The following is a 25,815-nucleotide window of genomic DNA, read 5'->3' on the forward strand; positions in this document are numbered from 1 at the left end:
ACTCCGCCGGCGCTGATCAGCCGCTCTGCCTCTATGCCTCTGCCTTCATATCCACATCTGCAATACGGATATTGACAGCGGATACATGCAGGCCGGTCATCGTCTCGATGGACGCCTTCACTTTGTTCTGTACATTAACGGTTACATCCGGAATGGAATATCCGTAGGCGATATTCAGCGCAAGCATGACAGCCACGGACTCCTCCTGCCGTTCCACACGCACGCCCTTTGAGAGGTTCTTCATTCCCAGCCGGCTGATGATCTCGTTGGTAATATTGCCTACCATGGATGTTACGCCATCCACCTCTGTTGCCGCCAGTCCGGCGATAATAGCCACTACCTCGTCCGCGATCTGCACCTTGCCGGATTCATCACTTTTTATAATAAAGCCTCTTCTGTCTTCTGCCATAATACTCTCCTTAACATGCACACAGGCCATTTTCTTCTGTTCTCATGAACTAAAGTATATCAAAAATTACTCTGTTTGAAAACTGTTTTTCCCGGTCTGCCGCCGGTCACCGGGGCTTTCGGATCATCTCCAGAAACTCCTGCTCGTTTATAATCGGCACACCAAGGCTCTTTGCCTTCTCCAGTTTGGATCCGGCTGCCTCGCCGGCAAGCAGATAATCTGTTTTTTTACTCACAGATCCGGTGCATCGGCCCCCATGGGCCTCAATCAGCTGCTGTGCCTCTTTCCGTCCCAGGGTCGGCAGGGTACCTGTCACTACAATCGTCAGACCTTCCAGTTCATCTGCTGCCGCGACATGCTGCTCAGACTGCATATTTACGCCGGATTCCTCCAGGTCCCGGAGTATCTGCAGATTGTCCTTTTCATGAAAGAAATCATAGATTGCCTGTGCCGTGATCTGCCCCACATCCGGAATCATGGTCAGTTCCTCCACAGAAGCTTCTGACAGCGCCCGGATATCCGGAAAATGCTTCATAATTTCCCGGGCAGAGGTACGCCCCACATTTCGGATCGCCAGCCCGGTCAGAAGACGTGCCGCGTCATTCTGTTTGGAGGCTTCGATGGCCGCAAGAATTTTGTCTGTATTTTTTTCCCTGCCCATAATGCCCCGGTCAATCAGTTCCTCTCTGTGATCTTTCAGATGATAAATATCCGCGTAACTGGTCAGGTAGCCCAGGTCCGTCAGGGTATTGACATACGTCTGTCCGAAGGACTTGATATCCATGGCATCCCTGCCGGCGAAATAGGCAACCGTCCGCTTCAGCTGTGCCGGGCAGGAGGGGTTTTCGCAGTAAATATCCGCGGTATCCGCCTCCCGGACCAGTGTGTGCCCGCAGACCGGACAGACTGCCGGAGGCTGATATTCGGTCCCTGTACTGTGTGTAACGGAGATAATCGCCGGTATGATTTCTCCCTGTTTCCGGCAGATGGCCCGGCAGCCTTCATCAATTCCGAGACTGTGGATGTAGTCAATATTGTGGAGGGTCGCGCGCTGCACGCTGGTTCCGCACAGGCGGACCGGCTCGCGGAAAAGTGCCCGGAAGGTCAGTTTGCCCGTACGCCCCACATCCACTTCAATGGATTCGATGGTAACTTCTTTTTCCTCCGGCGGATATTTGTAGGCAATATGCCCTGCCGAGTACTTGCTTCCGGCCGGAAAATCGCCGCGGTAGGCAATCTGATCGATCTTCACCACCGCTCCGTCAATATCATAATCCAGGGTGCCCCTGGATTCCCCGATCCGGTCAATCTCTTCCAGTGCCTGCTCCGGCGTGCTGCAGAGCGTATGGCGTACCGTTTTCATTCCCAGGGTTTCCAGCTGGTCCATCGCCTCGGTGTGGCGGACCAGAAAGCTGTGATTTTCTTCGGAAGCATCCTGCACATTAAACAGGAACAGTTTTAATCCGCGCTGTCGTGTTACCTCCGCATCCAGCTGACGCAGGGTTCCTGCCGCCAGGTTGCGGGGATTGGCTGCCGGTTTTTTCCCCAGTTCCGTCTGCTGCGCATTGAACGCGTCAAACTTTTCATGGGACATATACACTTCCCCGCGGACTTCCAGATAACCGGTCAGCGGGATCTTAAGCGGTACATCCGGGATGGCCTTCGCGTTTAACGTCACATCCTCCCCCACCAATCCGTCGCCGCGGGTTTCCGCCAGCGCCAGGTTTCCATTTTCGTATCGGAGCGTCATGCTGAGGCCGTCGATTTTTTCCTCCACAGAAAACCGGGCATCCGGATGCATCGCAAGCACCTCTGTCATCCAGGCATGCACCTCTTCTTTGGAAAACACATCCTGTATACTGAGCATCGGCACACGGTGCGTCACCGTGACCCCGGCTTCTCTTTTCACAGTGCCTCCGACTTTCTGGGTCGGTGAATCCGGTGTAACCAGATCGGGATACTCCTTTTCCAGCGCCTTCAGCTGCTGCATCAGACGGTCGTACGCAAAATCAGTGATTTCCGGCGCATCCTGATTATAGTACAGATCCATATGGTGCTCTATGATTCCGCGCAGTTCTCTGATCCGCGCTTCTGCTTTACTTCTTTCCATCCTCTGTCTCCTGTGGGGATTCTTTCAAAACTCCTGTCTGCCCTTCGGACGCTGTACGCAGTACGCGGCCTTCAGAAGCAGGAATTCGGTACTTTCCCGGAATATTACTGGAATCCCGGGTCAGTTTCCGAATCGTTTTCCATTCTTCCGGAGTCGCCGGCCGCCAGGCCCCCGGTTTCAAACCTTTCAGGGTAAAATTCATAAACCGGACCCGAACCAGGCGTTCCACCTTTCTGCCAAAGACCTCGCACATGCGGCGGATCTGCCGATTGTAGCCCTGGGTCAGAACAATCTGGAACCGGTATCTGTCCAGCTGACGGATCCGGCAGGGCCTGGTTTTCACCTGAAGCTCCGGCAAATACACACCGGCAGCCATTCTGTCCAGAAACTCCTGACCCACTGGACGGTCCACGGTCACCACGTACTCTTTTTCGTGGAAATTTCCTGCCCGCATCATTTTATTGCTCAGATCTCCCTGGTTGGTCAGCAAAATCAGGCCTTCGGATTCCTTATCCAGCCGTCCCACTGTATACACCCGTTTGGGATAATTCAGATAATTGATGATGTTGTCCGGCTCCGAAGGATCCGAAGTACATACAATTCCCCTGGGTTTATGCAAAAGCAGGAGGATCGGCTCCTCCTCCCGGCTCACCGGACGCCCCTGATATTCCACCCGGTCCCCGGGCCGCACCCGTGTGCCTTTCTTTGCGGGATTCCCGTTGATGCGCACCTGACCGCTGTCGATGGCCCGGTCGGCGGCTCTGCGGGAACAGACCCCCGCTTCACTTAAGAAACGGTTGATCCTGATTCCTTCCTGTTCTTCCACCAAACGCTCCTTTCCGCAGGTCCGCGCAAAAAGGACTGACGCTCTGCAGCGGGAGAATCCGCCCGCAGTACGCCAGCCCTGTATGACATACGGACCGCTTTCTGCGATCATCTGCCAACTACATAATCAGAATTCACATATCCTGTGACATTGCCGGTTTTTATATAAAACCATCCGTTCTTTGTCTGTCCCAGCAGATACAGTCCCTCATTCGCGAAGGCGGTTGCCAACGCTTTCCCCTTTTTGGAAGGAGACTTGCGGATGACAATATTGTCAATCGGGTAGACTTTTGTGCCGGTTTTATATTTTTTTACCAGTTTTACTTTTTTTGCCTGTTCCTGTTTCTGCTGCGCTGTGCCGGCAGCCGTATTCCAGGCGCTCAGATTCTTTCCGTTTCCGGTAGCGGAAAGCCATGCCTGATCCACCTTGTTCTTGGCATCGATGGCGGCTTTTAATGTGGGATCCGCGGCTGTGGCTTCCCCCTGCTTTTTCGCGATCGCGTCATAGACCGTTTTCTGATTGTCGGCCAGGTACTTGTCAAATGCCGTCTTTACGTTCTGGTCAATCTCTGTATTCGGGTAGTTCCGATTGTAAAGGCTGTAGCGGTTGTTAATGATATACGCGCCCTGGTCATTCTTTTCGATGACAAAGTAGGAATATCCCGGATACGCCGTCGACGCGTTTTTCATCGCCATATTGTATACAGCAGTGACAAAATACTGATTGTCCGCAGTTCCCCGGCTCTTTGTACAGCTTACGTCTTTATATCCGTCAATATACTGCGTATCTGCGGAAATATAAGACTTTTCACTGTCGCTTAAGGGCGCCGCGTAAGTCCCGAGTGTGGCGGTGTCACCAGAAGCATAGGTATTCAGGTAATTCGTTACCACTGCGGTAATATTCTGATCCACCAGATCCTTTGCCGCCTGTTCCTGCTCCTGTTTCTTTTGCTCCGTCTGCTGGATTTTTTCCTGTCCGGCACGGTAGGCACTGTACTTTTTCCAGCCGAATACGCCGCATACGCAGGCTGCCGCCGCTGCCACAATAAGGATCGGCAGTCCCCGGCGCAGGAACCTGCGGCGGCGCAGAATCCTGTATTCGGTATGATCCGTTCTGCGCCGGGCCGTTTTGGCATGCTTTAGCTCTTCCGCCCGGGGTTCCTCCGATCCTTCTGTCTCTGCAACCAGTTTGGAACGGTCTTTCACGCTGTCAGTATCAATAAATGTAAAATCGTCTTCCCGGTCCGTCTCCGCATCCGCGGCATCTTCTGCCGCCGGATTCCCGTCTGCGGTTTCCCCTGACACAGGCTCCGCATCCGCGTGCCGGCCGGTTTCCGTATCACGCAGACCGGCAGTTTCCGCGGGAGTCTCTGACGGTTCCGCCAAAGGTTCTTCCGCGGCCTGTCCGTTCCGCGCCGTATCGATGTCAGACTGCAGTTCTTTTTTGTCTGTCATGAATTACACACTCCTTGTAAATCTATAATTCCTACAGCATCTGTCAGATACTGGTAAACTTGCTTTTTAAGCTTTCACACCATTATCTATATTTTCCCGCAGTCTGTCAAATTATTTTTCCTGCTGACCTTTCATGCCTTTCTTTTCTTTTGCAGGATTCCAAGGACTCCAAGGGCGGCCCCCAGAAGGATCAGGTAGCCCGCCGCCCGGTTCGTGTCGCCGGTTTTGGGCTTGCTTGCGGACTGGGTCCCCGATGTATTTTTATTCCGGGTTCCCGATGTGTTACCGGTGTGTTTTCCCGAGGTGTTCTTTTTGTCGGAATCCTGATGTTTCACCTTCTGCTTCTTTTCCACAAGCGTATTGGTTACCATGAACCCTTTCTCTGCGCTGCCGATGATCTTTGACTTGTACTCTTTTACTTTCGTTTCAGAAATCGAATAAGATACCTCCTTGCCTTCCCGGTACTTCTCCAGCTGTTGAAAACTGCCCTTCCATCCGGAAGCTTTCTTCAGCGTCAGTGTTTTCCCGGTATCTTTTCCGTCCGCCAGAAGATGAATGGTAACATGATCCGGACGTTTTCCCTTCCGGTTTCCATCATCCATCCACTTTTTCGTTACAGAAACCCTGCGCGTTTCCGGTACATGCCGGTTGCGAATCCGGTAGCCGGTTTCGGCTGTTCCGGTAATTTCAGACTGATAGCCTTCCGGTACATTCACTTCTGTTACGGTATACCGGATGATATGTTTTCCGGCTTTTTGTTTCAGTTTGTCCCAGGTTCTGCTCCATTTGCCGGCTTCATTCAGTTCCTCCGGTTTTCCGACCGGCTTTCCGTCTGCGTACAGCTGCACCAGAATGTGATCCGGACGGATGCCGTCCTGGTTGCCGTTGTCCTCCCAGGCCTTGGTCACCGTTACACTGGTTTCTCCCGGGGTATAGTGATTGATCAGATCCGCGCCGTCTCTCTCCGAAGAATAATCCGGCAGCGCGTCTTCCGTTACCACATAATCGATTTTCTCTCCGTTTTCGTACAGCGGGAGTTTTCCAAAGGACCAGCGCCAGCCATCCGCGGCGGTTACCGTCTTTTTCGCGATTTCCGTCCCGTTGCTGAGCAGTCTTACCGTGATCTGATCCGGACGGATTCCTTCCCGGTTCTCCTGGTCCTTCCAGATCTTTTTGCCCTGGATCTCCTTTTCCTGATAGGTATTCGTCAGATAAATCACTCCATCTGCCCCGGATACACTTCCCCGAACTTCACTCCGGTATTCCAGCGAATCCTTCTCGTCAAGCTGTTCCCGGACCGTATATACGTAGTAATTTCCCTTTGCATCAGCATCTGCCAGGCGGGAAAATTCGGTTTCCCATTTGCCCTCCGCGTCCGGACGCAGTATTTCATGTCCGATATAAGTCGGATCTCCGCTGCTTCCCTCTGTCTGCCGATACAGGCCGACCCGTACCGATTTCGGGCGCGCGCCCCGGGCGTTATCGTTATCCTTCCAGATCTTCTTTACATGTACCGCGATCTGTCCGCCGGTTCCGATATATACATCTCCGTTGGTTCCGATTCCGCCGCCGCGTTTTCCCGCATGATTCCCGATGATTTCCACCGCAGCCAGCTCTTTTGCGGCAGCGATCCCTTCTTCCGATACATCATTGGCCAGATTCAGTTTCCCGGACGCAAGCTTTCCGTGCAGACGCCCATGGGACAGTTCCCTGCCGTTTTCTTTATCAGAAGTATCATCGACTTTCCAGTGATAGGGAGCACCTCCCAGCATGGATTCCGCCAGTTCATATTCCGGCTGCGCAGACTTTCCGTGCCAGATTACGGATGCATTGATATGCACTTCTCTTCCGGTCTTCGCCTTATTTCCATATACCGCGGCACCGTTTTTCAGGCGCACCACTGTTTGGGATGTGGGGCATGCCGCGTAGCCGCCGCCGGATTCACCGGCATCATTCTCTGTAATAATGGCATTGGTCAGATAGAGTTCCCCGGAATGAAAACCCGACAAATCATGTCCGCCGTTGACGTATATTCCGCCGCCGCCGAAGGCTCCGTTTTTCGCGGTATTGTCCCGGAAACTGCCTCCGCTGACATATGCCCGGGAATATCCCTCCTGCTGTCCGCCCTGCACGTACAATCCGCCGCCGCAGGTTTCTGCCACATTTCCCCGGAAAGACCCGCCGGTCATATGCAGCTGCGGCGAAGCATGAAACACACGGGATACACCCAGAGACAGACCGCCGCCGATGCCTTCCGACTGGTTGTCCGCAATGGTTCCTCCGCTGATATTGATATCGGAAGCGTACCAGGCGGCAATTCCGCCGCCGCAGGCTGTTTCATCCCGGCTGCCAACTGCCTGATTCTGCGCGATCTGTCCATCCTTCAGATCCAGTATGGAATCCTGGAGAAAGATTCCGCCGCCCCAGACCGCCGTGTTTCCACGGACTGTGCCGCCGTCTATCGTTACCGCTGCATGGTTTGCGGCGAAAATCGCGCCGCCGGCTGCCGGAGGATAAGCAGTCCTGTCGGTGAGACAGTTGTTCTGCAGATACGCTCCTTTTTCCAGCGTCAGCTTCCCGCCATTCACAGAAATCAGACTGTTCTTTCCGGCATCTGCCACTTTTCGGCTGCCATCCAGCACAATATTTTTCAATGTCAGGCTGCCCTGTGTTCCCACCTTGACCAAATGGCCGGAAAATTCCGGATCCCGGTACAGCGTTACCCGGTCCGGATGCGCCAGTTCCCAGACCGCTTCGCGATCCACTGCAACCGTACCGGTTACCAGGATCATGGCCTTTTTCCGGCTCTCAGCCAGGGCTTTTGCCCGTTCAAAGGTTTTGACCGCTGTTTCTTTTGTACTGCCGTCCCCGGTATCATCTCCGTCTTTTCCGTTCAGATAAATCCTGTCTGCCGTATCCTTATGAACCACAAGGTTCCCATTCTCCACGGACGCGCTCACCAGGGGATTTTTGACAGCAGACAGTTTTACCATGTCTGCCAGCGTATTGTCCGCATGACGGGCGATGACGATGTCTTCAACCGGTTTGTCAGGGTCATTCAGATCCGCCGTTTCCGCCAGCCGCACCTGAAATCCGTCTTCTTTACCGGTATAGCGAAAATCCTTCCCCAGTGTCACCGGCAGGCTCTTTCCGCTGTTTATCTTCGAATCCATATACAGTTTCAGCGTATCATGGGTACCGTCAATCACCGTATTCCCGCTGGGATAGATCCAGTTCTTCACACGCATACGGCCGCCGATGGTCAGATGGCTGTCTTTGTCATCACAGTACAGGGAACCCTGAATGGAAACTTCTTGTTCCCCGGAGTTTGTCAGCGTCAGATCTGCCGACGCACCGTGGAGACAGAACGACCATCCGCTTTCCGAACTGATATTCCTTCCATTGAGATCGATGGTAATCCGTTTTGTAATCCAGAGCTGATCTGCAGACACTTCCCGCGTATCTCCGGTTTCCGTGGTATGAATCAGGCGGATGGTATCTCCGTCTTTTGCCGCGGCAAGCGCCTCTTTCAGAGTTTTGTATTTGATACTGCCGATTTCTGCTTCATAGACCGGAACAATCCTGCGCACTGTCCCGTTTGCGTCAATCCCACAGTCACTGAAACTTCTGGAGGGATCCAGAGGGTCTTTCATACCCGTTACATCCGTTTTTTGCAGCGCAGTTCCAAAATCCGTGCGGCCGCCGGCGGAATTTATGTTGTCATAGACGGCGCTGTCCGTAAGTTCCAGGCTCTTCACATCTACACCTGCGGTTCCGTATTTCGAAGCGCAGCTGTTCTTTTTTACAACTGTACGGACGAAGGTATACTTCCACCCTCTGCTGTCATAGACCGCACCGAAATCTGTAGTGGCATTATTCTGAATCACACAGTCGGCATAGGTTCCGGCTGTACCAGTCACGCCTTGGACATTGCTGTTGTGCTGAAAGCTGCAATGATCAAATGTTTTGTCTCCTGTACCGCCAAGGGTTACCAGCATCCCCGGGTGTTCCGGTGTATTGCGGTCAAACCGGCAGTTCTGAAAAAGAATCGCATTTTTTGTTCCGCCCCGGACTGCATTGGTCTGATTTCCGCTGACAGACACATTGGTAAAATGAATGGTTCCGCTCAGATCCGAATAGGCGGATACTTCCACTGCATAGCCGTTTCCCGTACATCCGGTAATATTCAGATCTTCAAAATCCACGCAGGTATCCGTAATCTGTACTGCACCGACACTGGAAATATATTTGGTATTTCCGCCGGAAACCGTCCCGTTTTTCACCGTCACGGAACCGCCAGCATCTTCAATCAGCAGGGTCTGCTCCTGTGTATTCCCGTCGGATTTTTTCAGCGTATGCCCCTGCAGATCCAGCGTGATGGCTTTTCCGATCTTGACATTTTCTGTACGGTCTGCCGTAAGAAGCACCGTATCCCCGGCTTCTGCCGCGTCAATGGCGGCCTGCAGGGTTTCGTACTTCTTGCCATTTACAGACGCCGCTCCGGCTTCCCGGTCTGCGCCCGGGGCCTTCTGCAGTACTGCCTTTCTTCTGGTCTTTGCAGACCCGGCCTTTTGTTCTGCCGTCTGCTGCTTCGGCTTATTCTGCTGCTCTTTTCTTTGCCCGTCAGCCTTTGCAGAAGGTTCCGATACGTTCTGCTTTTTTTTTCTGCGGCAGCCGGCGTGCTGTCCGCAGGTTCTTCTGCGGGATCTGCTTTCCCTGCCTCAGTCACAGCGGCCGTTTCTTTGCGCGCTGCCTCTGACGCTTCTGTCCCGGAAACATCCGCCGGCTGTTCCCTGTGGATCGTCTGCTGCTCCCCGGCGGCCGGTTTCTCTGCTGCAGTCAGCGGCGGCGTCAATGTACAGATCAGGACTGCTGCCAGAAGCATGCAGAACAATTTCTTAAAAATCCCTTTCTTTCTCATTTGATATCCTGTCCTCCCTTCCTGGATATCTGCTGTTTATCTGCTACCTGTTATATTTTCTGCCCATCTTAAAAAACAAAAAGACAGAATAACCCGTTTCATTGTACTACTATTACAGTTATATAGACAGGCTTTCTCCCGCAAAAAATACTTGTTTTTCAACATTGTACGATTTTTTTAACTTTTTGCACAAAAGGTCTTTACTTTGTTTGGCTAAGTGTGCTAAGATATGCATGCTGTATGTGACAGCGCTTCGCAACTGTAGTCTAACGGATAGAACACAGGACTCCGACTCCTGCGATGTGGGTTCGATTCCCGCCAGTTGCATTCTGTTTTTTTGCAAAAAGCCCTTGAAACCCAACGGTTTCAGGGGCTTTTGATTTTTTTATGCCATTCATGTGTGGCAAATGTGTGGAAAAACAGCCGCAAGGCAAACCCATGCGTCTTGTCCCGCGGCTGTACATTTCGAAAATAAATTTAAGCATCTTTCGCTGGCTGCCCGTCTGCCTCTGACAGGATCTCCCGCGCGATCTCCTCCGGCGTCTTTCCATCGGTATCCACAGCAAGATCACAGGCTGATTCATAGGCGGCACGGCGCTGCTCCATCAGATCACGTATTGCGTCTACCCGCATCTGCCCGTTTAAAAGCGGCCTCGTATCGCTGTCTTTGACCCGTTCGTATACGGTCTCCGGCGCCGCTTTCAGCAAAACCACTATTCCGGACGCCTTCAGCAGGGCCACATTTTCCGGCCGCATCGCCACGCCGCCGCCGCAGGATACAACTGCGGGGGGGAGTTCGGCAAATCTGCGGCACATCTCTGTCTCCAGTTCCCGGAACCGCGGTTCGCCGTATCGGCTGAAAATTTCTTTAATACTCATCCCATTGTCTGCTTCAATCTGTTCGTCCATCTCGCAGACATCTGTGCCTGAAAGCCGCGCCAGCTCCCGGGCCACCGTACTTTTGCCGGTTCCCATAAATCCAATCAGAAAAATATGTCTGTTCATGCCTGTTTCTCCTCCATACGGGAATGCAGAATATCCAGAATCTGCGTCAGTTCCTCAAAAGGGATCTGCCCCGGAGCGGATTCTGCTCCGCATGTGCCGAAAGTGATGGCCGATCCTGTCAGTTCTCCGGATATCCGCGAAAGCACGCCGAGATTTCCCATGGCCATTGTCACCACCACCAGCTCCGGATACTGCCGGCCGGTATCCTCGGTAAACTTCATCAAACGCAGCACATCTTCCCGGCTCTTCGGATAAACCGCTATCTTTGCTATATCCGCGCCGCCGTTGTACATCTGGTCCATCAGCATATGGAGAATCCGGTCATCCGGTGTTTTCTCAAAGTCGTGATGGGACGCGATAACCCGGACCCCCTTCTTTTTCAGACGGGCAATTTCCCGGATGGGTTTCGACGCTTCAAAAAACTCCAGATCCACAAAATCCACCAGTCCCCCGGAAGCTGCCATCTCATTCAGACGGATAATCAGCTTTTCATCGATGGCGGCATGTCCGCCCTGATGTACGGTGCGGATGGAAAAAAGAAGCACGGTATCCTTCAGGATCTCTCTCAGCTGCCTGAGCACCGTCTCCACTGCGTCCATTTCTGCCAGCTGTGCAAAACAGTCTGCCCGCCATTCCACCATGGAAACCTGCAGTTTCGCCAGCCTGCGCGCCTGTTCCAGAATGCCTTCCGCATCTTTTTCCACGATTGGGATACAGATCACCGGCTTTCCGCTTCCAAAGGTGATCCCCCTTACTTCAAATGAACCATTCATATCTCTCTCTTCTGTACTCCCGGATGTCTGATCTGCTGATTCCTCCGGCACAGACTGCGGGGATCCGCTGCCTGTCAGGAGGGAATCATTGACTGGTAATCCTATCTGAAACAGTATATAATAGAACAGCACCTGTGTCAAAGACACAGCTGCGGGAACCAATCCACAGCTATGATTTACAGAAGGAAACCGATTACCATGATAGAAATTACCGGAAAAACAAGGCTTACCGGACTGATTGGCACCCCGGTTGCCCACAGCATTTCCCCTCAGATGCACAACGAAGCCTTTCGCACCCTCGGCCTCGATTATGTATACCTGGCCTTTGACGTCTCCAGAGAGCATCTGGCAGACGCAGTCAGAGGGCTCAAAGAGATCGGCATTCGCGGGTTTAATGTCACCATGCCCCATAAGCAGGCGGTTGCGAAGCTGGCGGACGAGCTGACGCCTGCCGCGCAGATTGCCGGTGCCTGCAATACCGTCATCAATGAAGACGGCCGGCTGATCGGACATACCACCGACGGCATCGGTTTTATGGACGCTGTGCGGGATGCCGGCTATGAAATCACCGGCAAACGCATGACGATTCTCGGATGCGGCGGCGCGTCCACTGCGATCTGCGCCCAGGCTGCTTTAGACGGCGTATCATCCATCGCGATCTTCGAGCAGCCTGCGGAACCCTTCGCTTCCCACGCCAGGGCGTTTGCTTCCAGAGTCATGGAACATACCGCCTGCGAAGTGACCGTTCACGATATTACAGATCCGGAAGATCTCCGCAGCTGCATTGCCGCATCCGATCTGCTTACCAATGCGACCAATGTAGGCATGGCTCCCAATACGGAGGGCTGCCTGATCCCGGATTCCTCTTTTCTGCGCCCGGGGCTGATTGTATGTGACATTATCTACAATCCCCAGCACACGAAACTGTATCAGATGGCGGAAGCCGCCGGCTGCTCAGTGTTCAACGGCATGTATATGCTTCTGTTCCAGGGCGCCGCATCCTTCCAGTGCTGGACCGGCAGGCAGATGCCCGTCGAGCATATCCGCGCGAAATATTTTACTGTCTGACACTTGCATAAGGAGAATCCCATGAGTTTTAAGTATTTAAATGAACTGCCCACACCGGAAGAAATCAAATCCCGTTATCCGGTCTCTTCCGAACTGATTGAGGCAAAAAGAAAAAGAGACGCCGAAATCGCTGCCGTGATCCGCGGCGAATCCGATAAATTCCTGATGATCATCGGTCCCTGCTCCGCGGACAACGAAGACTCCGTCTGCGACTACATCAGCCGTCTGGCTCCGATTCAGGAGGAAACAAAGGACCGGCTGATCATCATTCCCCGTATCTATACCAATAAACCGCGTACCACAGGAGAAGGCTACAAGGGCATTGCCACTCAGCCGGATCCGGAAGCCGCGCCGGATATGCTGGCCGGTCTCATCGCTGTGCGCAAACTGCATCTGCGTGCCATCGAAGAAACCGGTCTCTTCTGTGCTGACGAGATGCTCTATCCGGAAAACTGGGACTATCTGGATGACCTGATCTCCTACGTGGCCATCGGCGCCCGTTCTGTGGAGGATCAGCAGCACCGGCTGACGACCAGCGGCTTCAATATTCCAAGCGGCATGAAAAACCCCACCAGCGGCGACTTCAGTGTTATGCTGAACTCCGTCTATGCCGCACAGCATCCCCACCATTTTGTACACCGGGGATGGGAAGTGGATACCGACGGCAATCCGCTGGCCCATGTCATCCTTCGCGGCGCTGTCAACAAGCGGGGGGAAAGCAACCCGAACTACCACTACGAGGATCTGACCCGCTTAATCAGCATGTATCAGGCCATGGATCTGAAAAACCCCGCCTGCATCATTGACACCAACCACAACAATTCCGGCAAAAAATACCAGGAACAGGTGCGTATTTCCAAAGAAGTCCTGCACAACCGCCGGGAAAACACCGCCATCCGCACCATGGTCAAAGGCCTGATGATTGAGTCCTACATCGAACCGGGAAATCAGAAAATCGGCGAACACATCTACGGCAAATCCATCACCGATCCCTGCCTTGGTTTTGAGGATTCCAAAGAGCTGATTTATTATGTGGCAGAACACTGCTAGTGTGTTTTTGCGTAGTAGGCAAGAATCGCCGCAGCGGTCTTGGAGTCCTGTATCTCACCGGACAGGACCTTTTCCTTCAGTGCCTGCAGTGTCCATGTTTCGGTCTGAATAAACTCAAACTCATCCAGATGCTGCTCTTTGCTGTGTTTCAGTCCTTCTGCCAGATAAACGGGTATGACCTCATTGCAGAAGGCCACTGTGGTAGCCACAGTAAGCAGCGGCGTCAGGGACTCCGCCTGATACCCGGTTTCCTCTTCCAGTTCCCGGGCGGCGCAGATCTTCGGATCTTCCTCCCGCCCGTTTCTGGCGCCGGCCGGAATTTCCAGCGTATCGCGATCCAGCGCGTTTCTGTGCTGACGCACCAGAAGAATTTTTCCATCCGGCAGCACCGGCAGCACTGCCGCCGCTCCCATTCTGTGTTCGATATAATCCCAGGCTGTGTTTTTGCCGTCCGGCGCTTCCATGGTATCTTCATAAAAATCCACAATCGCGCCCCTGTATTTCAGCCTGCGTTCCTTCCGTTTCATTTGTTCCATCGCTGTCCTGCTCTCCCTGTGATTACCGGTTGTCTACCTTTTCCGGATACATGTCATGATGCATCAGGCGGTCCGTGGCCGCGGCCTCCCAGGGAGTGCCTTTTTTCCCATAATTGCAGTAGGGATCAATGGACAGTCCGCCTCTCGGCAGGAATTTGCCCCAGACTTCAATATACTTCGGATCCATCACCCGGATTAAGTCCTTCATGATCCGATTGACACAGTCTTCATGAAATTCTCCCTGATTGCGGTAGCTGAACAAATATAATTTCAGGGATTTGCTCTCTACCATCCGTTTTCCCGGCACGTAGGAAATCGTAATTGTGGCAAAATCCGGCTGACCGGTAATCGGACATAAGCTGGTAAATTCCGGGCAGTTGAATTTCACAAAATAATCATTGTCCGGGTGACGGTTCTCAAAGGTTTCCAGGATATCCGGATCATAACCTTCCGGGTATTTGACCCCTGCCGCGCCCAGCAGGGTCAGATCTTCTTCTTTTCTTTCAGTGCTCATACTGATCGATACTCCTTCGCATTTTTTCATATTTTACCGCATTCTATCCTGATGCACTCCACACCGATGCTTTCCATTGCGTTCCATACCGATACGTTCCATACCGATATATGCATACCAGTGCATTCTGCCGCAGCATCAGTCAAGGGCCGGGTCTTTCACCCCGTTCGCCGCAAAAGCCTGCGCCCGGTCCCGGCAGGTGCCGCAGACGCCGCAGGGGCGTTCCCCGCCTTCATAGCAGCTCCAGGTCAGTTCATAGGGCACCTCCAGAGACAGGCCGATCTTCACCACCTCTGCCTTCGGCATACGGATAAAGGGGGCCTTTATTTTCAGCTGTTTTCCGCTGCCCTCATAAACGGCCCGGTCCATGGCTTCATAGAATTCCAGGCTGCAGTCCGGGTATGCGCTGCCTGCCGCATCATCCGCATGGGCGCCGTACCAGATTTCCCCGCAGTTTTTTGACAGCGCCACACTTGCTGCACTGGAAAGGAACAGCCCGTTGCGGAACGGAACATAGGTGGACACGGGTCTCCCTTCTGCTCCCTGCTGCTGCTGCGCGTAACTTTCCTTGGGAATTTCCTGATCGGAATGGCTCAGCAGCGAACAGTCACTGTATGCAAAAATCTTCTCCAGATTCTGGTAAATGTGCTCCACCCCATAGTATTCCGCTATCTTTTTCGATGCTTCCAGTTCCTTTGTATGCTTCTGTCCGTATGAAACAGACAGCGCAATTACGTTTTCCTTTCCATAGGCATCCACTGCCATGGCCAGACATGTTGTGCTGTCCACGCCGCCGCTGGACAATACCATCGCCTTCATTCTTTCTCTCCTTTCCATTCCGCGGACTGCCGCCGCAGTCCGAAACGGTCTGCTGCTTCACCGGTTTCCGTACAGTCGCGTCCACCGGATCCGTCCGCCAATGCGGCGGGGATCTGTTTTACCGGTTCCCGTACAGACGCATCTGAAGCGCCGGATCCGTTTCAAAACGTCCCCGCAGGGTGCTGGTGGATGTCCGGGCCGTACTCTTTTTGATCCCTCTGGCTGTCATACAGCTGTGACATCCGTCGATCAGTACCGCCACATCTTCGGATCCGGTTACTTCCTGTATGATTTCCGCAATATCCGTACCGATGCGCTCCTGCAGCTGCAGACGTTTGGATACCATATCCGCGATCCGGGCCACTTTGCTCAGCCCGATCACCCTGTCTTTCGGCAGATACGCCACCGTGACTTTCATGTCATACATCAGGGCCATATGGTGTTCACAGTAACTGAAGATATCGATGTCACGGATAATCACCAGATCATTGCTGCTCTTTGAAAAACTGAGCTTATCTTCAAATGTCTTGTTGAACATCTCCGCAATCTCATGATTGGTGTAATTCATCCCTTCAAATACTTCTTCATACATACGGGCCACTCTGTCAGGTGTCTCTTTCAGGCCTTCTCGGTCCGGATCATCTCCGAGCGCTTCCAGCAGCCCTCTGATGTGCATTTTTATTGCTTCCCGGTCAATTGCCATTGTCTATACTCCTCTTTTCTCCGGATCCCAGATCACTTTGTGGATCTGAATCTGCAGGTTTACATTATTCATTTCATATTTTTTCATATATTCCACGATGGTTTCCGGATCAATCGAACCGAAAACAGGGCTCAGATACACGTGACAGCGTACCGTCAGGTCATAGGCACGGATCACTTCCCGGGCCCGATCCAGATCCTGCCGGTCAGAAACCACAAATTTTACGGTATCGCAGGGTCTGACCCGTGTAAGATTTTCCATACACATGAAGGATTCCATGCCGCTTCCCGGCAATTTGTAATCCATGGTAAATGTCACTTTTTCTCCCCAGGCTTCGGAGGACGGCAGCGCAGCGGTTCCGTTTGTTTCCACTTCAATCCGCAGCTGATCCGTCCGGGCCAGATACTCCAGCAGATGGATGATGCCTGGCTGGATTAAAGGTTCACCTCCGGTAACTGTCAGATTCGTTATGCCGCTCTTTCGCACCTGGGCGAGGATTTCCGCGTCACTCATCCGGATCACCGGAGTATCCGGCTGATTTGCCCATGCGGTATCGCAGTAGCTGCAGGCAATATTACAGCCTGCAAATCGCAGAAACTGTGCCAGCTGGCCGGCCCGGACGCCTTCCCCGTTAATGCTGGTAAACAGCTCTGCCACTTGATAGTAATACGTTTCTTCCATTCTGCCGCTCCTTCTTCCGGTGCCTGCCGGACTCCTATGCTTCATAGATTGCGCAGTTGTTCGGCGTTTCATACACTTCCACTGCACTGACCGGAAACTGAAGGGCAGTCAGTCGGTCAAAAATGTCTTTGGCAAAATTTTCCGCTGTGGGGCGGAACTCCACCTCCCGCAGGAGAAATCCTTCGCTCTCCAGCGCGGCAACTGTCGTATCCTTCATACTGTTTTTTTCATAAATCAGCGAATGGTCGAAGTAGGCGCTGATTTCCTTCAGCGCGTCTTTCACCGTTGAAAAATCTTCCACCATCCCCGTATCCTGGGGATCCTGACGCAGCCCCTCCCGGCTGATCTGTACCACCACCCGCCAGCGATGGCCGTGAAGATTCCTGCATTTTCCCTGATATCCGGCCAGGAAATGCGCCGCGTCAAAATGTGTCTCCGTCTGTATTCTGTACATATTTGCTCCTTCCGCGTCTGTAATTCCGGATGCTGCAATTTCTCGCAGATAAAAAAGCTGCAGCAAACTGATTTCTACCAGTGCGCTGCAGCAGCCCGACGGACAATGAATGGCTCATTTCCTGTTCCTATGCTTCTGTACAGCCCTGGTTTTTTTTAAGGACAGGATGGTGCCAACGAACTGTCCGTTTTCACAATCAGTTTTCTTTGATCAGATCAAGGATGTAGTACAATCCGCTGCCCAATGCCGGCGCGTCACCCAGGTTTTTCTGCTCACCCGTGTGATCCAGCTCAATCAGCTGATTTTCCTGATCTTCCGTTCCGCATGCGATAATGAAATATCTCGCCTGTTTCGTTTTCGGATTATACACTACATACAGGGCATGCGCAAGTCCCTCTTCCGAAGGAACCGGTACATCAATGGATGCCACCGCCGTATCCTCATCCACATTCAGCAGCATTACATCGAAGTCTGAGGCGCCGTAACTGCACGGAATATTTTCTCCATAAGGCTCCTGATACAGCTTTAGGACAAAGGCTTCCCGCTCCTTATCCAGCTGTTTCATAAACTCCTCGGTCCGGGTCATCAGCAGTTTCGGAAGAATGCCGTACTCGACGTTTTTCCTTGCAAACACAACAAACTCCGCCAGAGACATCTGCACCTCTTTGGTTCCTTCCGCCTCCGCCGCCGCAAGGTTCTGGTTCATCTCCTGCATGGCCGTGATGAAATTCGGGTGCAGCACCATCTTGGAGGTATAGGGATTCAGAAGAATGCCCTTGAGCTGAAGCACTTCCTGGGAAGCGATCCGCATCACTTCATCAAAATTCACATTAATCACTACCGGATACTCCTCATCGGACGCATCCAGCGCTTCCCGGGATGTAAACGCAGGGGCAAACTGCTCTTTGTTCTGATTTTCCACGAGAATCGGATGCATCTCCGGAGCTTTGCCTTTTTCAAACAGCTCGCCCCGGTTGATGACCTCCTGCTGCGCCGGGGTCAGTTCCGAATGAAACTTCGCCGGAATCAGCAGACGCGCCGTGCGAATAGTCGTCATCAGACGCACCAGATTGTCCCGGGTAGCCTCTTTCTGAAATGCGGCAATCGCCGCGTCCAGCTCCGGATTGCTGATATTCAGCGCCTCATCATTTACTCTTTGTTTACTCATACTGACTCTCCATCATGCCGGTTATCATATACTGATTCAGATCAAAGGTTTTGCCGTTTTCCTTGACGGTCACTCTGCCCTGCTCCGTCTCCAGAATCAGTGCCGCGAAAAGGCCCGGATTTCCTTCGAACATATGGGTGGAATGAATGTGGATATCACAGCGTTTTCCCAGAAACATCTCATAGGGATTTTTCCCTTCGTCCCAGTTTTCCTCCACAATAAGTTCCTGCTGCCGTTTCAGCTTCCGTTCATTCATGCGGCATTCCGTCAGATCTTTGATAAAGGATTTGGCTGCAATTCCTTTGCGGTCTTTATACTGGAAATAAATGTAATCTCTGCCTGAGCCGATAATTCCCACCTGCGCATAGCCGATATCATTTCCCACGAATGTAATGTTGCACCATTTGCCATGCATGGAAGATACATCAAACGCTTTGCCTTTTTCATGTACAATCTTATTTGCCATCTTAAATTCCGCCTCCCGGAAAAAGCCGGCAGATACGCGCGGCTAAGCAGCTTTGCAGGTCTGCCGGTGTGTTTCTTACAAGTTGATATTTTTCAGCAGATCGCCCAGACTGGTGCCGATCGCTTCGCTTTCCGGAAGATCCACTTTGACCTCTTCTTCTCTCTGTTTTTCTTCCAGAAGCGCCCGGATGCTGAGTCCGATTTTTCCGTCTTTATTGCTGATGACTTTCACAGTCACCGTATCCCCTTCCTTCAGCCGGTCAGAAGGATGTTTGATCCGTTCCCGTGCAATCTGAGAAATATGCAGAAGGCCGGAAACGCCGTCCCCCAGATCGATAAACGCGCCGTAGTCTTTGATGGTCTCTACCTTTCCCTCCAGCACGGTACCTGTCTTGATTTCGGAAACTCTGCGGGCACGCTGGCTGTCCCGCTCCTCCCGCAGAATCTCACGGGCGGATAGCACCAGTTTATTTCTCTCCGGATCCGCTTCAATGACCCGGACGCGCACCGTCCTGCCCAGCCATTCGTTCAGATCGCTGACATGCCGGAGAGACAAACGGGAGGCGGGAATAAATCCGCGTATTCCCTCTACCAGAGCGATGACGCCTTTATTGACGATACCGGAAATCTCCACTTCCAGATCGGTGCCCGCTTCCTTGTCTTTCCCAATCTTTTCCCAGGCCAGCAGCTCATCCGTATCGTGCACACCGTCCCCCATGGTTTTATAGGATTCTTCCAGTTCTTTTTCAAAATCTTTCATACTTTCTTCCATTACTTCTGCTCCTTTCCGTAATCCGCAGTGCCTGTCAGAAGATGCGGGGATTTGTAATATACCCAGATGGCTTTTCCTTTAATCGCGCTCTTTTTGACAAAAGAATATTGATTCGCTTCCTTTTCTGTCGTTGCTTTTCCTTCCAGGATGGCGTCTTCGGCCCAGCTTCTGGAATCTTCAGAATCATTCCGGTTGTCACCCATTACAAAATAAGAATCTTCCGGCACTTCAAAAGTATAATCCCCCGTCTTCCAGGTCCAGGTCTCCTTCAGGTAGTTTTCTGTCAGAGGCTGTTCGGAATCGTCGATATATACTTTGCCGTCATGAATTGTCACCGTTTCGCCCGGAAGCCCGATGACCCGCTTGATATAGGTTTCCGACTCATCCAGGGGAAAACGAAAAAGAATAATGTCTCCCCGTTTGGGGCTGGAAAACCAGTAACTGAACCGGAACCCAATCAGCCGGCTTCCGGTCTTAATCGTATTCTCCATGGAAGCGGAAGGCACCGTGGCATTGATAAATACAAAAAAGATCAGCACCAGCGCCACACCAATGGTAATGGCAAAGGTGCGAATCCAGCTGAATATTTCTTTTTTTCTGTCTGACTTTGCCTGGGGTTCGGAATCTTTCTGCTTTGGAGTTGTATTCTCGCTCATAGTCGCCTCTTTCCCTAATTTCGGTCAGATGATTCTGCGTCACTGTGGTATTTGGTTCCGTTATTTCTGGATACCACTCTGCTGTTGGCTGGAACAGATTTCGTTACAAACGCGTTGCTGCCAATGGTGACATCATGGCCGATCACGGATTCTCCGCCGAGAATGGATGCGCCGGCATAGATGGTGACATTGTCTTCAATCGTGGGATGCCGTTTGACCCCTTTCAGCAGCTGGCCGGCGCTGGTGGAAAGCCCGCCCAGAGTCACGCCCTGATATACTTTGACATGCTCACCGATGATTGTGGTCTCACCGATGACAATGCCGGTGCCGTGGTCGATAAAGAAATATCTGCCGATGATGGCACCCGGATGAATATCGATTCCGGTTCTTCCATGGGCATGTTCCGTCATAATCCGGGGAATCAGCGGTACCTCCAGTTTATACAGTTCATGGGCATACCGATATACCATAATCGCATACAGCCCGGGATAGGAATAAATAATCTCATCCATGCTGTAGGCTGCCGGATCCCCGTCATATGCCGCCTGCACATCGGTGGCCAGCACTTCCCTGACACTGCTGATGCTTTCCAGGAATTTCAGGCAGATCTTGTTTGCCTCCATCTCCCGCTTTTCCTCGCAGATCTCCGTCTGTCTGCCGCAGCACAGGCTTGCCTTGATAATCTGCTTCCGAAGATTATAGTGAATATCTTCTACCAGATTGCCCACATGGTAGGAAATCGTCTCTTCTTTCAGATGTTTCTGCTCAAAATATCCGGGAAAGGTAAGCTTCTGCAGATTGGCGATAATTCCCTTGATCACGTCTCTGTTGGGCTGTGTCATTCCATTGATCTTTGCGGTGCTGGGCGTCTTTTTATAATTCTCCACCAGATCTTCCACAATATAGTCAATATTATTATTCATCTTCTCGTACTCCTGCTGTATAGTATGGTGCGATCATCAGTTCAGATCCAGTTCCACCGGACAGTGATCGGATCCCATCACTTCTGTATGAATCTTTGCATCTGTCAGACGATCCTTCAGCCTGTCAGATACCAGGAAATAGTCAATTCTCCATCCGGCGTTTTTCTCCCGGGCTTTGAACCGGTAGGACCACCAGGAATAAACCCCCTCCTGATCCGGATAAAAATAACGCCAGGTATCAATCCACCCGGAATCCAGCAGCTCTGTGAACTTCTGCCGCTCTTCATCCGTAAATCCGGCGTTTTTGCGGTTGGTTTTCGGGTTTTTCAGATCAATCTCCTGATGGGCCACATTCATATCACCGCATACAATCACAGGTTTCTCCCTGTCCAGGCCGGTGAGATAAGCCCGGAAATCATCTTCCCATTCCATACGGTAATCCAGGCGTTTCAGTTCGCTCTGGGAGTTCGGTGTGTATACCGTCACAAAATAAAAAGTCTCGTATTCCAGGGTTATCACACGTCCTTCCTGGTCATGCGCCTCGATCCCGAGGCCGTAGGATACCGACAGGGGTTCTTCCTTTGTGAAAACCGCCGTACCGGAATAGCCCTTCTTTTCCGCGTAATTCCAGTACTGGAAGTATCCTTCCAGATCCAGCGCAAGCTGGCCCTCCTGCAGCTTTGTCTCCTGCAGACAGAAAATGTCTGCGTCTGCCGCATGAAAATAATCCAGAAATCCCTTGTTTACACATGCACGGATTCCATTTACATTCCAGGAAATAAATTTCATTCCAATTCTTCTCCGATTCTTCTGCTTTCTTATGCATTTCAAAGTTTTCAAATGTACATAAGCGAAATCAGTATAGCACATTCCCATGCATTCTTCCACACTTACCGCATAATTCATAGTCCTCCGATAGGAATATTAAGAATCGTTCCGGGAAATGAAAAAAGCCGGAATCCGGTTGCGTAATTACCGGATTCTGGCTTCATTCTCTTCTTGTTAACTGAAACAGTTACTTCGCATAATCGACCACTCTGCTTTCACGGATCACATTTACTTTAATCTGTCCCGGATATTCCAGTTCAGCTTCAATCTGCTTGGAAATATCACGGGCAAGAAGTACCATGTCAGCATCACTGATCTGGTCTGGAACGACCATCACGCGGATTTCTCTGCCTGCCTGAACAGCAAAAGATTTTTCGACACCTTTGAAACTATTCGTGATGTCTTCGAGTTTCTGTAAGCGATTAGAATATGTATCAATAGTTTCTCTGCGGGCACCCGGCCGTGCAGCAGAAATTGCATCTGCAGCCTGCACCAGACACGCAATCAGGGATTCCGGTTCGGTATCCCCATGATGGGATGCGACTGCATTGATCACAATCGGGGATTCCTTAAACTTCCGGCAGAGGTCCACACCAATCTGGATGTGGGATCCCTCCATCTCGTGGTCCACGGATTTGCCGATGTCATGAAGCAGTCCCGCACGTTTTGCAATGCGCACATCTTCGCCGATTTCGCCGGCTAAAAGACCGGTGATCTGAGCAACTTCGATGGAATGCTTCAGCGCATTCTGTCCGTAGCTTGTACGGAACTTCATGCGGCCCAAAAGCCGGATCAGTTCCGGGTGGATGCCATGCACGCCAACTTCCAAAGCAGCAGATTCTCCTTCCTCACGGATCATGGTCTCTACTTCTTTCTGTGCCTTTTCCACCATTTCCTCGATGCGGGCCGGATGAATCCGTCCGTCTACGATCAGTTTTTCAAGGGCAACGCGCGCCACTTCTCTTCTGATAGGATCAAAGCCGGATAAGATCACGGCTTCCGGCGTATCGTCCACAATCAGGTCGATGCCTGTCATCGTCTCAAGCGTGCGGATATTCCGTCCTTCCCGCCCGATAATACGCCCTTTCATCTCATCGTTCGGAAGTTCCACGACAGAAATCGTCGCTTCGGACGCGTGGTCCGCCGCACACTTCTGAATGGCATTAACCACGTATTCCTTGGCTTTCCTTCCGGCTTCTTCCTTTGCCTGACTTTCCAGCTCTTTAATCATCTTAGCTGTGTCAAGCTTTACATCTTCTTCTACGCTTTTTAACAGATACTCTTTTGCCTGTTCGGAGGTTAATCCGGAGATTCGTTCCAGTTCCTGTATGCGCTGCTCATTCAGTTTGGCAACTTCCGCCTGGGTAGCTTTCAGCTTCTCCTCACGTACTGCAAAATCTTTTTCCCGCCGTTCCTGCGCGTCAATCTTTTTGTCCAAATTGGCTTCTTTCTGCTCGACGCGGCGTTCTGCACGGGATACCTCCTGCCGGCGGTCCTTGATTTCACGGTCAAGTTCGTTTTTCGACCTGATCGATTCCTCCTTCGCCTCCAGCAGCGCCTCGCGTTTTTTGCCTTCCGCTGTTTTGACAGCTTCGTCAATAATGGCGCGGGCACGGTCTTCCGCACTTCCGATCTTGGCTGCCGCGTCCTTTTCCATCTTGGATTTGGCAGCTGCATACGCGATGAAGAATGCTGCTACGGCTGCAATTGCTACTGCGATTATTGTGACGATAATCGGATTACTGGCCACAGGAGCACCTCCTTATTTCATTTTCATTGTACATATAACGAACTGTAAAATTGCTTCCATTCGATCATAAATTACAACGTTCTAATAGTATCCTTTTTTGGCGCATCTGTCAAGGTCAGCGGCAGTTATTCCGCTGCTGTTCCATCACCCGCCGGATGGCATCGGAAGAAAATCCCCGGCCGGCAAGGAACCGGTATATTCTGCCTTTTTCTCGGTAATCCGCAGTCTCCGGATCATATTTTTTCCTGACCAGAAGCCGGGCAATCAGCTCCTCTTCTTCTGTTTCGTACACTTCTTCCAGCGCCTGCTCGATCAGTTCCGCGGAAATCCCCCTCTGCCGCAGTCCTGCCCGGATCCGATTCCTGCTTTTTGTCTGCTGCTGGCTGCTGATATAAGCGCAGGCATAGCGGTAATCATCCACATAATGGTAGGATTTCACATAGGAAACCGCCTCATCTGCCACCGTTTCCGGATAGCCGTCCCGGCGCAGTTTATCCCGCAGCTGATATTCCGTCCGGTCCTGCCGCTGCAGCAGATACATCAGGCGCTTTTTCGCCCGGGGAAGCAGAACATCCCTGAAAATCTCCTCCAGGCTCTCCTGCGCAATCTCCGAACCGGCCCGAAGCGCGTATACGGATACTTCGCGGCTGTATAGCGGAAAACTGCTTCCGTCCTCCAGCGACACCACTCTGCGTCCGTTTTTCGCCGGTGAAATCTCTGTAATCTCCATGATTTACTGTTCCTGCGGACTGCCTGCCGCGCTTACGGCATCCGGGTCCGCTCCTGCTGTCCTGGCTTCTTCCGGTTCTTCCAGGCCGTACGCGACACGTACCTGACGTTCAATCTCATCAAAAATGTCGGTATGCTCCCGCAGAAATGCCTTGGCATTCTCCCTGCCCTGTCCGATCTTTTCTCCATGGTAAGAGTACCATGCACCGGATTTATCCACGACTTCACACTTGGCCGCCAGATCCAGCACATCCCCTTCCCGGGAAATCCCCTGTCCGAACATGATATCGAATTCTGCTTCCTTAAACGGCGGCGCGATCTTATTCTTTACGACTTTAATCCTGGTACGGTTGCCCACATTTTCGCCGTTCTGCTTAATCGCCTCAATCCGCCGCACATCCATGCGGATAGAGGAATAGAACTTCAGCGCGCGGCCGCCGGTGGTGGTCTCCGGATTACCGAACATCACGCCTACCTTCTCACGCAGCTGATTGATAAAGATCACCGTACAATTGGACTTGGCGATCACTCCGGTGAGTTTCCGCAGTGCCTGGGACATCAGGCGGGCCTGCAGACCCACATGGGAATCCCCCATTTCGCCGTCGATTTCCGCCTTTGGCACCAGTGCCGCCACCGAGTCCACGATCACAATATCCACAGCGCCGGAACGAACCATGGTCTCTGTAATCTCCAGCGCCTGCTCGCCATTGTCCGGCTGGGAAATGTAAAGATTGTCGATATCTACGCCTATGTTACGCGCATAAGCCGGATCCAGCGCGTGCTCCGCGTCAATAAATCCGGCAATGCCGCCCCGCTTCTGCACTTCCGCAACCATATGCAGGGCAACCGTGGTCTTGCCGCTGGATTCCGGGCCGTACACCTCAATCACACGGCCGCGGGGAATCCCGCCCAGTCCCAGCGCAATGTCCAGGCTGATGGAGCCGGTGGGGATAGTCTCCACGTTCAGTGCCGCGCCGGAATCGCCGAGTTTCATGATCGCGCCCTTGCCGTACTGCTTCTCAATCTGGCTGATCGCCGCGTCCAGTGCCTTTAATTTATCATCTTTTGCCATAGATTCTTTCTCCTTTTTCGAACTAGCGTTCGCTTGTATTGTATTAACTATATTACACTCTTTCTGCAAAGTCAACGGTTTTCGAATCCGTGTTCGATTCCGGGCGCACCATCAGAAAAAAGAGTGCAG

General features: G+C 52.1%; 25 protein-coding genes and 1 tRNA gene. 3 read left to right on the forward strand and 23 right to left on the reverse strand.

The window, feature by feature from the left end; translation table 11 throughout:
- Positions 1-31: 31 nt before the first annotated feature.
- The 6 genes from CXIVA_RS12210 to CXIVA_RS12235 form a co-directional block, all read right to left on the reverse strand.
- Complete coding sequence (locus CXIVA_RS12210) at positions 32-409, reverse strand: Asp23/Gls24 family envelope stress response protein (protein WP_013978352.1); 378 nt, start codon at positions 407-409, stop codon at positions 32-34.
- A 106-nt stretch (positions 410-515) separates the two neighbouring features.
- Entirely contained in the window at positions 516-2,519 is a 2,004-nt protein-coding gene (gene ligA / locus CXIVA_RS12215) for an NAD-dependent DNA ligase LigA (protein WP_013978353.1), read from the reverse strand.
- Complete coding sequence (locus CXIVA_RS12220; RefSeq protein WP_013978354.1) at positions 2,506-3,345, reverse strand: pseudouridine synthase; 840 nt, start codon at positions 3,343-3,345, stop codon at positions 2,506-2,508. Before CXIVA_RS12220 ends, ligA begins: the two co-directional genes overlap by 14 nt.
- Before the next feature lie 107 nt (positions 3,346-3,452).
- Positions 3,453-4,799, reverse strand: a complete 1,347-nt coding sequence (locus tag CXIVA_RS12225; protein WP_013978355.1) for an SH3 domain-containing protein — start codon at positions 4,797-4,799, stop codon at positions 3,453-3,455.
- 131 nt (positions 4,800-4,930) lie between these two features.
- Positions 4,931-9,226: a Cna B-type domain-containing protein gene (locus CXIVA_RS13575; RefSeq protein WP_013978356.1), complete on the reverse strand. Its 4,296-nt coding sequence runs from the start codon at positions 9,224-9,226 to the stop codon at positions 4,931-4,933.
- Between the two features lie 59 nt (positions 9,227-9,285).
- The gene (locus CXIVA_RS12235; protein WP_013978357.1) at positions 9,286-9,720 is read right to left on the reverse strand and encodes a hypothetical protein; all 435 of its coding nucleotides are present in this window, start codon (positions 9,718-9,720) and stop codon (positions 9,286-9,288) included.
- A gap of 255 nt (positions 9,721-9,975) precedes the next feature.
- On the opposite strand from CXIVA_RS12235, the gene CXIVA_RS12240 reads away from it, so the two are divergent.
- A tRNA-Arg gene (locus tag CXIVA_RS12240) sits at positions 9,976-10,047 on the forward strand.
- Positions 10,048-10,197: 150 nt separating this feature from the next.
- Here CXIVA_RS12240 and CXIVA_RS12245 read toward each other — a convergent pair.
- Both CXIVA_RS12245 and aroD read right to left on the reverse strand, forming a co-directional pair.
- On the reverse strand, positions 10,198-10,725 hold the full coding sequence (locus CXIVA_RS12245; protein WP_013978358.1) for a shikimate kinase: 528 nt from the start codon (positions 10,723-10,725) through the stop codon (positions 10,198-10,200).
- Entirely contained in the window at positions 10,722-11,498 is a 777-nt protein-coding gene (gene aroD, locus CXIVA_RS12250) for a type I 3-dehydroquinate dehydratase (protein WP_013978359.1), read from the reverse strand. Before aroD ends, CXIVA_RS12245 begins: the two co-directional genes overlap by 4 nt.
- 198 nt (positions 11,499-11,696) lie before the next feature.
- On the opposite strand from aroD, the gene CXIVA_RS12255 reads away from it, so the two are divergent.
- Both CXIVA_RS12255 and CXIVA_RS12260 read left to right on the forward strand, forming a co-directional pair.
- Complete coding sequence (locus CXIVA_RS12255; protein WP_013978360.1) at positions 11,697-12,566, forward strand: shikimate dehydrogenase; 870 nt, start codon at positions 11,697-11,699, stop codon at positions 12,564-12,566.
- 21 nt (positions 12,567-12,587) lie between these two features.
- On the forward strand, positions 12,588-13,616 hold the full coding sequence (locus tag CXIVA_RS12260; protein WP_013978361.1) for a 3-deoxy-7-phosphoheptulonate synthase: 1,029 nt from the start codon (positions 12,588-12,590) through the stop codon (positions 13,614-13,616).
- On the opposite strand, the gene CXIVA_RS12265 is transcribed toward CXIVA_RS12260, so the two are convergent.
- From CXIVA_RS12265 to recA, 15 genes are all read right to left on the reverse strand, one after another.
- On the reverse strand, positions 13,613-14,152 hold the full coding sequence (locus CXIVA_RS12265; protein ID WP_013978362.1) for an NUDIX hydrolase: 540 nt from the start codon (positions 14,150-14,152) through the stop codon (positions 13,613-13,615). The genes CXIVA_RS12260 and CXIVA_RS12265 overlap by 4 nt on opposite strands.
- 22 nt (positions 14,153-14,174) lie before the next feature.
- Complete coding sequence (queF, locus tag CXIVA_RS12270) at positions 14,175-14,666, reverse strand: preQ(1) synthase (RefSeq protein WP_013978363.1); 492 nt, start codon at positions 14,664-14,666, stop codon at positions 14,175-14,177.
- 138 nt (positions 14,667-14,804) lie between these two features.
- Positions 14,805-15,485, reverse strand: coding sequence for a 7-cyano-7-deazaguanine synthase QueC (queC, locus tag CXIVA_RS12275; RefSeq protein WP_013978364.1), 681 nt, complete (start codon positions 15,483-15,485; stop codon positions 14,805-14,807).
- A gap of 118 nt (positions 15,486-15,603) precedes the next feature.
- Positions 15,604-16,188: a GTP cyclohydrolase I FolE gene (gene folE / locus CXIVA_RS12280; protein ID WP_013978365.1), complete on the reverse strand. Its 585-nt coding sequence runs from the start codon at positions 16,186-16,188 to the stop codon at positions 15,604-15,606.
- A 3-nt stretch (positions 16,189-16,191) separates the two neighbouring features.
- The gene (gene queE / locus CXIVA_RS12285) at positions 16,192-16,869 is read right to left on the reverse strand and encodes a putative 7-carboxy-7-deazaguanine synthase QueE (RefSeq protein WP_013978366.1); all 678 of its coding nucleotides are present in this window, start codon (positions 16,867-16,869) and stop codon (positions 16,192-16,194) included.
- 34 nt (positions 16,870-16,903) lie between these two features.
- On the reverse strand, positions 16,904-17,323 hold the full coding sequence (gene queD, locus CXIVA_RS12290) for a 6-carboxytetrahydropterin synthase QueD (RefSeq protein ID WP_013978367.1): 420 nt from the start codon (positions 17,321-17,323) through the stop codon (positions 16,904-16,906).
- A gap of 196 nt (positions 17,324-17,519) precedes the next feature.
- The gene (locus CXIVA_RS12295) at positions 17,520-18,491 is read right to left on the reverse strand and encodes an SseB family protein (RefSeq protein WP_013978368.1); all 972 of its coding nucleotides are present in this window, start codon (positions 18,489-18,491) and stop codon (positions 17,520-17,522) included.
- Complete coding sequence (locus tag CXIVA_RS12300; protein ID WP_013978369.1) at positions 18,484-18,957, reverse strand: hypothetical protein; 474 nt, start codon at positions 18,955-18,957, stop codon at positions 18,484-18,486. Before CXIVA_RS12300 ends, CXIVA_RS12295 begins: the two co-directional genes overlap by 8 nt.
- Positions 18,958-19,032: 75 nt before the next feature.
- Complete coding sequence (locus tag CXIVA_RS12305) at positions 19,033-19,728, reverse strand: S1 RNA-binding domain-containing protein (RefSeq protein WP_013978370.1); 696 nt, start codon at positions 19,726-19,728, stop codon at positions 19,033-19,035.
- Positions 19,728-20,384: a signal peptidase I gene (gene lepB, locus CXIVA_RS12310; RefSeq protein WP_013978371.1), complete on the reverse strand. Its 657-nt coding sequence runs from the start codon at positions 20,382-20,384 to the stop codon at positions 19,728-19,730. The genes CXIVA_RS12305 and lepB overlap by 1 nt, the downstream gene beginning before the upstream one ends.
- A 14-nt stretch (positions 20,385-20,398) precedes the next feature.
- The gene (gene epsC, locus CXIVA_RS12315; RefSeq protein ID WP_013978372.1) at positions 20,399-21,307 is read right to left on the reverse strand and encodes a serine O-acetyltransferase EpsC; all 909 of its coding nucleotides are present in this window, start codon (positions 21,305-21,307) and stop codon (positions 20,399-20,401) included.
- A 36-nt stretch (positions 21,308-21,343) separates the two neighbouring features.
- Positions 21,344-22,096 carry an exodeoxyribonuclease III gene (locus tag CXIVA_RS12320; protein WP_041729159.1) on the reverse strand — a complete coding sequence of 251 codons (753 nt, stop codon included), beginning with the start codon at positions 22,094-22,096 and terminating at the stop codon, positions 21,344-21,346.
- 226 nt (positions 22,097-22,322) lie between these two features.
- A complete protein-coding gene (gene rny, locus CXIVA_RS12325) occupies positions 22,323-23,885 on the reverse strand; it encodes a ribonuclease Y (RefSeq protein WP_013978374.1) in 1,563 nt (520 codons plus the stop codon).
- Positions 23,886-24,000: 115 nt separating this feature from the next.
- Complete coding sequence (locus CXIVA_RS12330; RefSeq protein WP_013978375.1) at positions 24,001-24,615, reverse strand: regulatory protein RecX; 615 nt, start codon at positions 24,613-24,615, stop codon at positions 24,001-24,003.
- Between the two features lie 3 nt (positions 24,616-24,618).
- On the reverse strand, positions 24,619-25,686 hold the full coding sequence (recA, locus tag CXIVA_RS12335) for a recombinase RecA (protein ID WP_013978376.1): 1,068 nt from the start codon (positions 25,684-25,686) through the stop codon (positions 24,619-24,621).
- Between the last annotated feature and the right edge of the window lie 129 nt (positions 25,687-25,815).

Origin of the sequence: Clostridium sp. SY8519 (assembly GCF_000270305.1) — a bacterium.
In the GTDB taxonomy this organism is placed as follows: domain Bacteria; phylum Bacillota; class Clostridia; order Lachnospirales; family Lachnospiraceae; genus SY8519.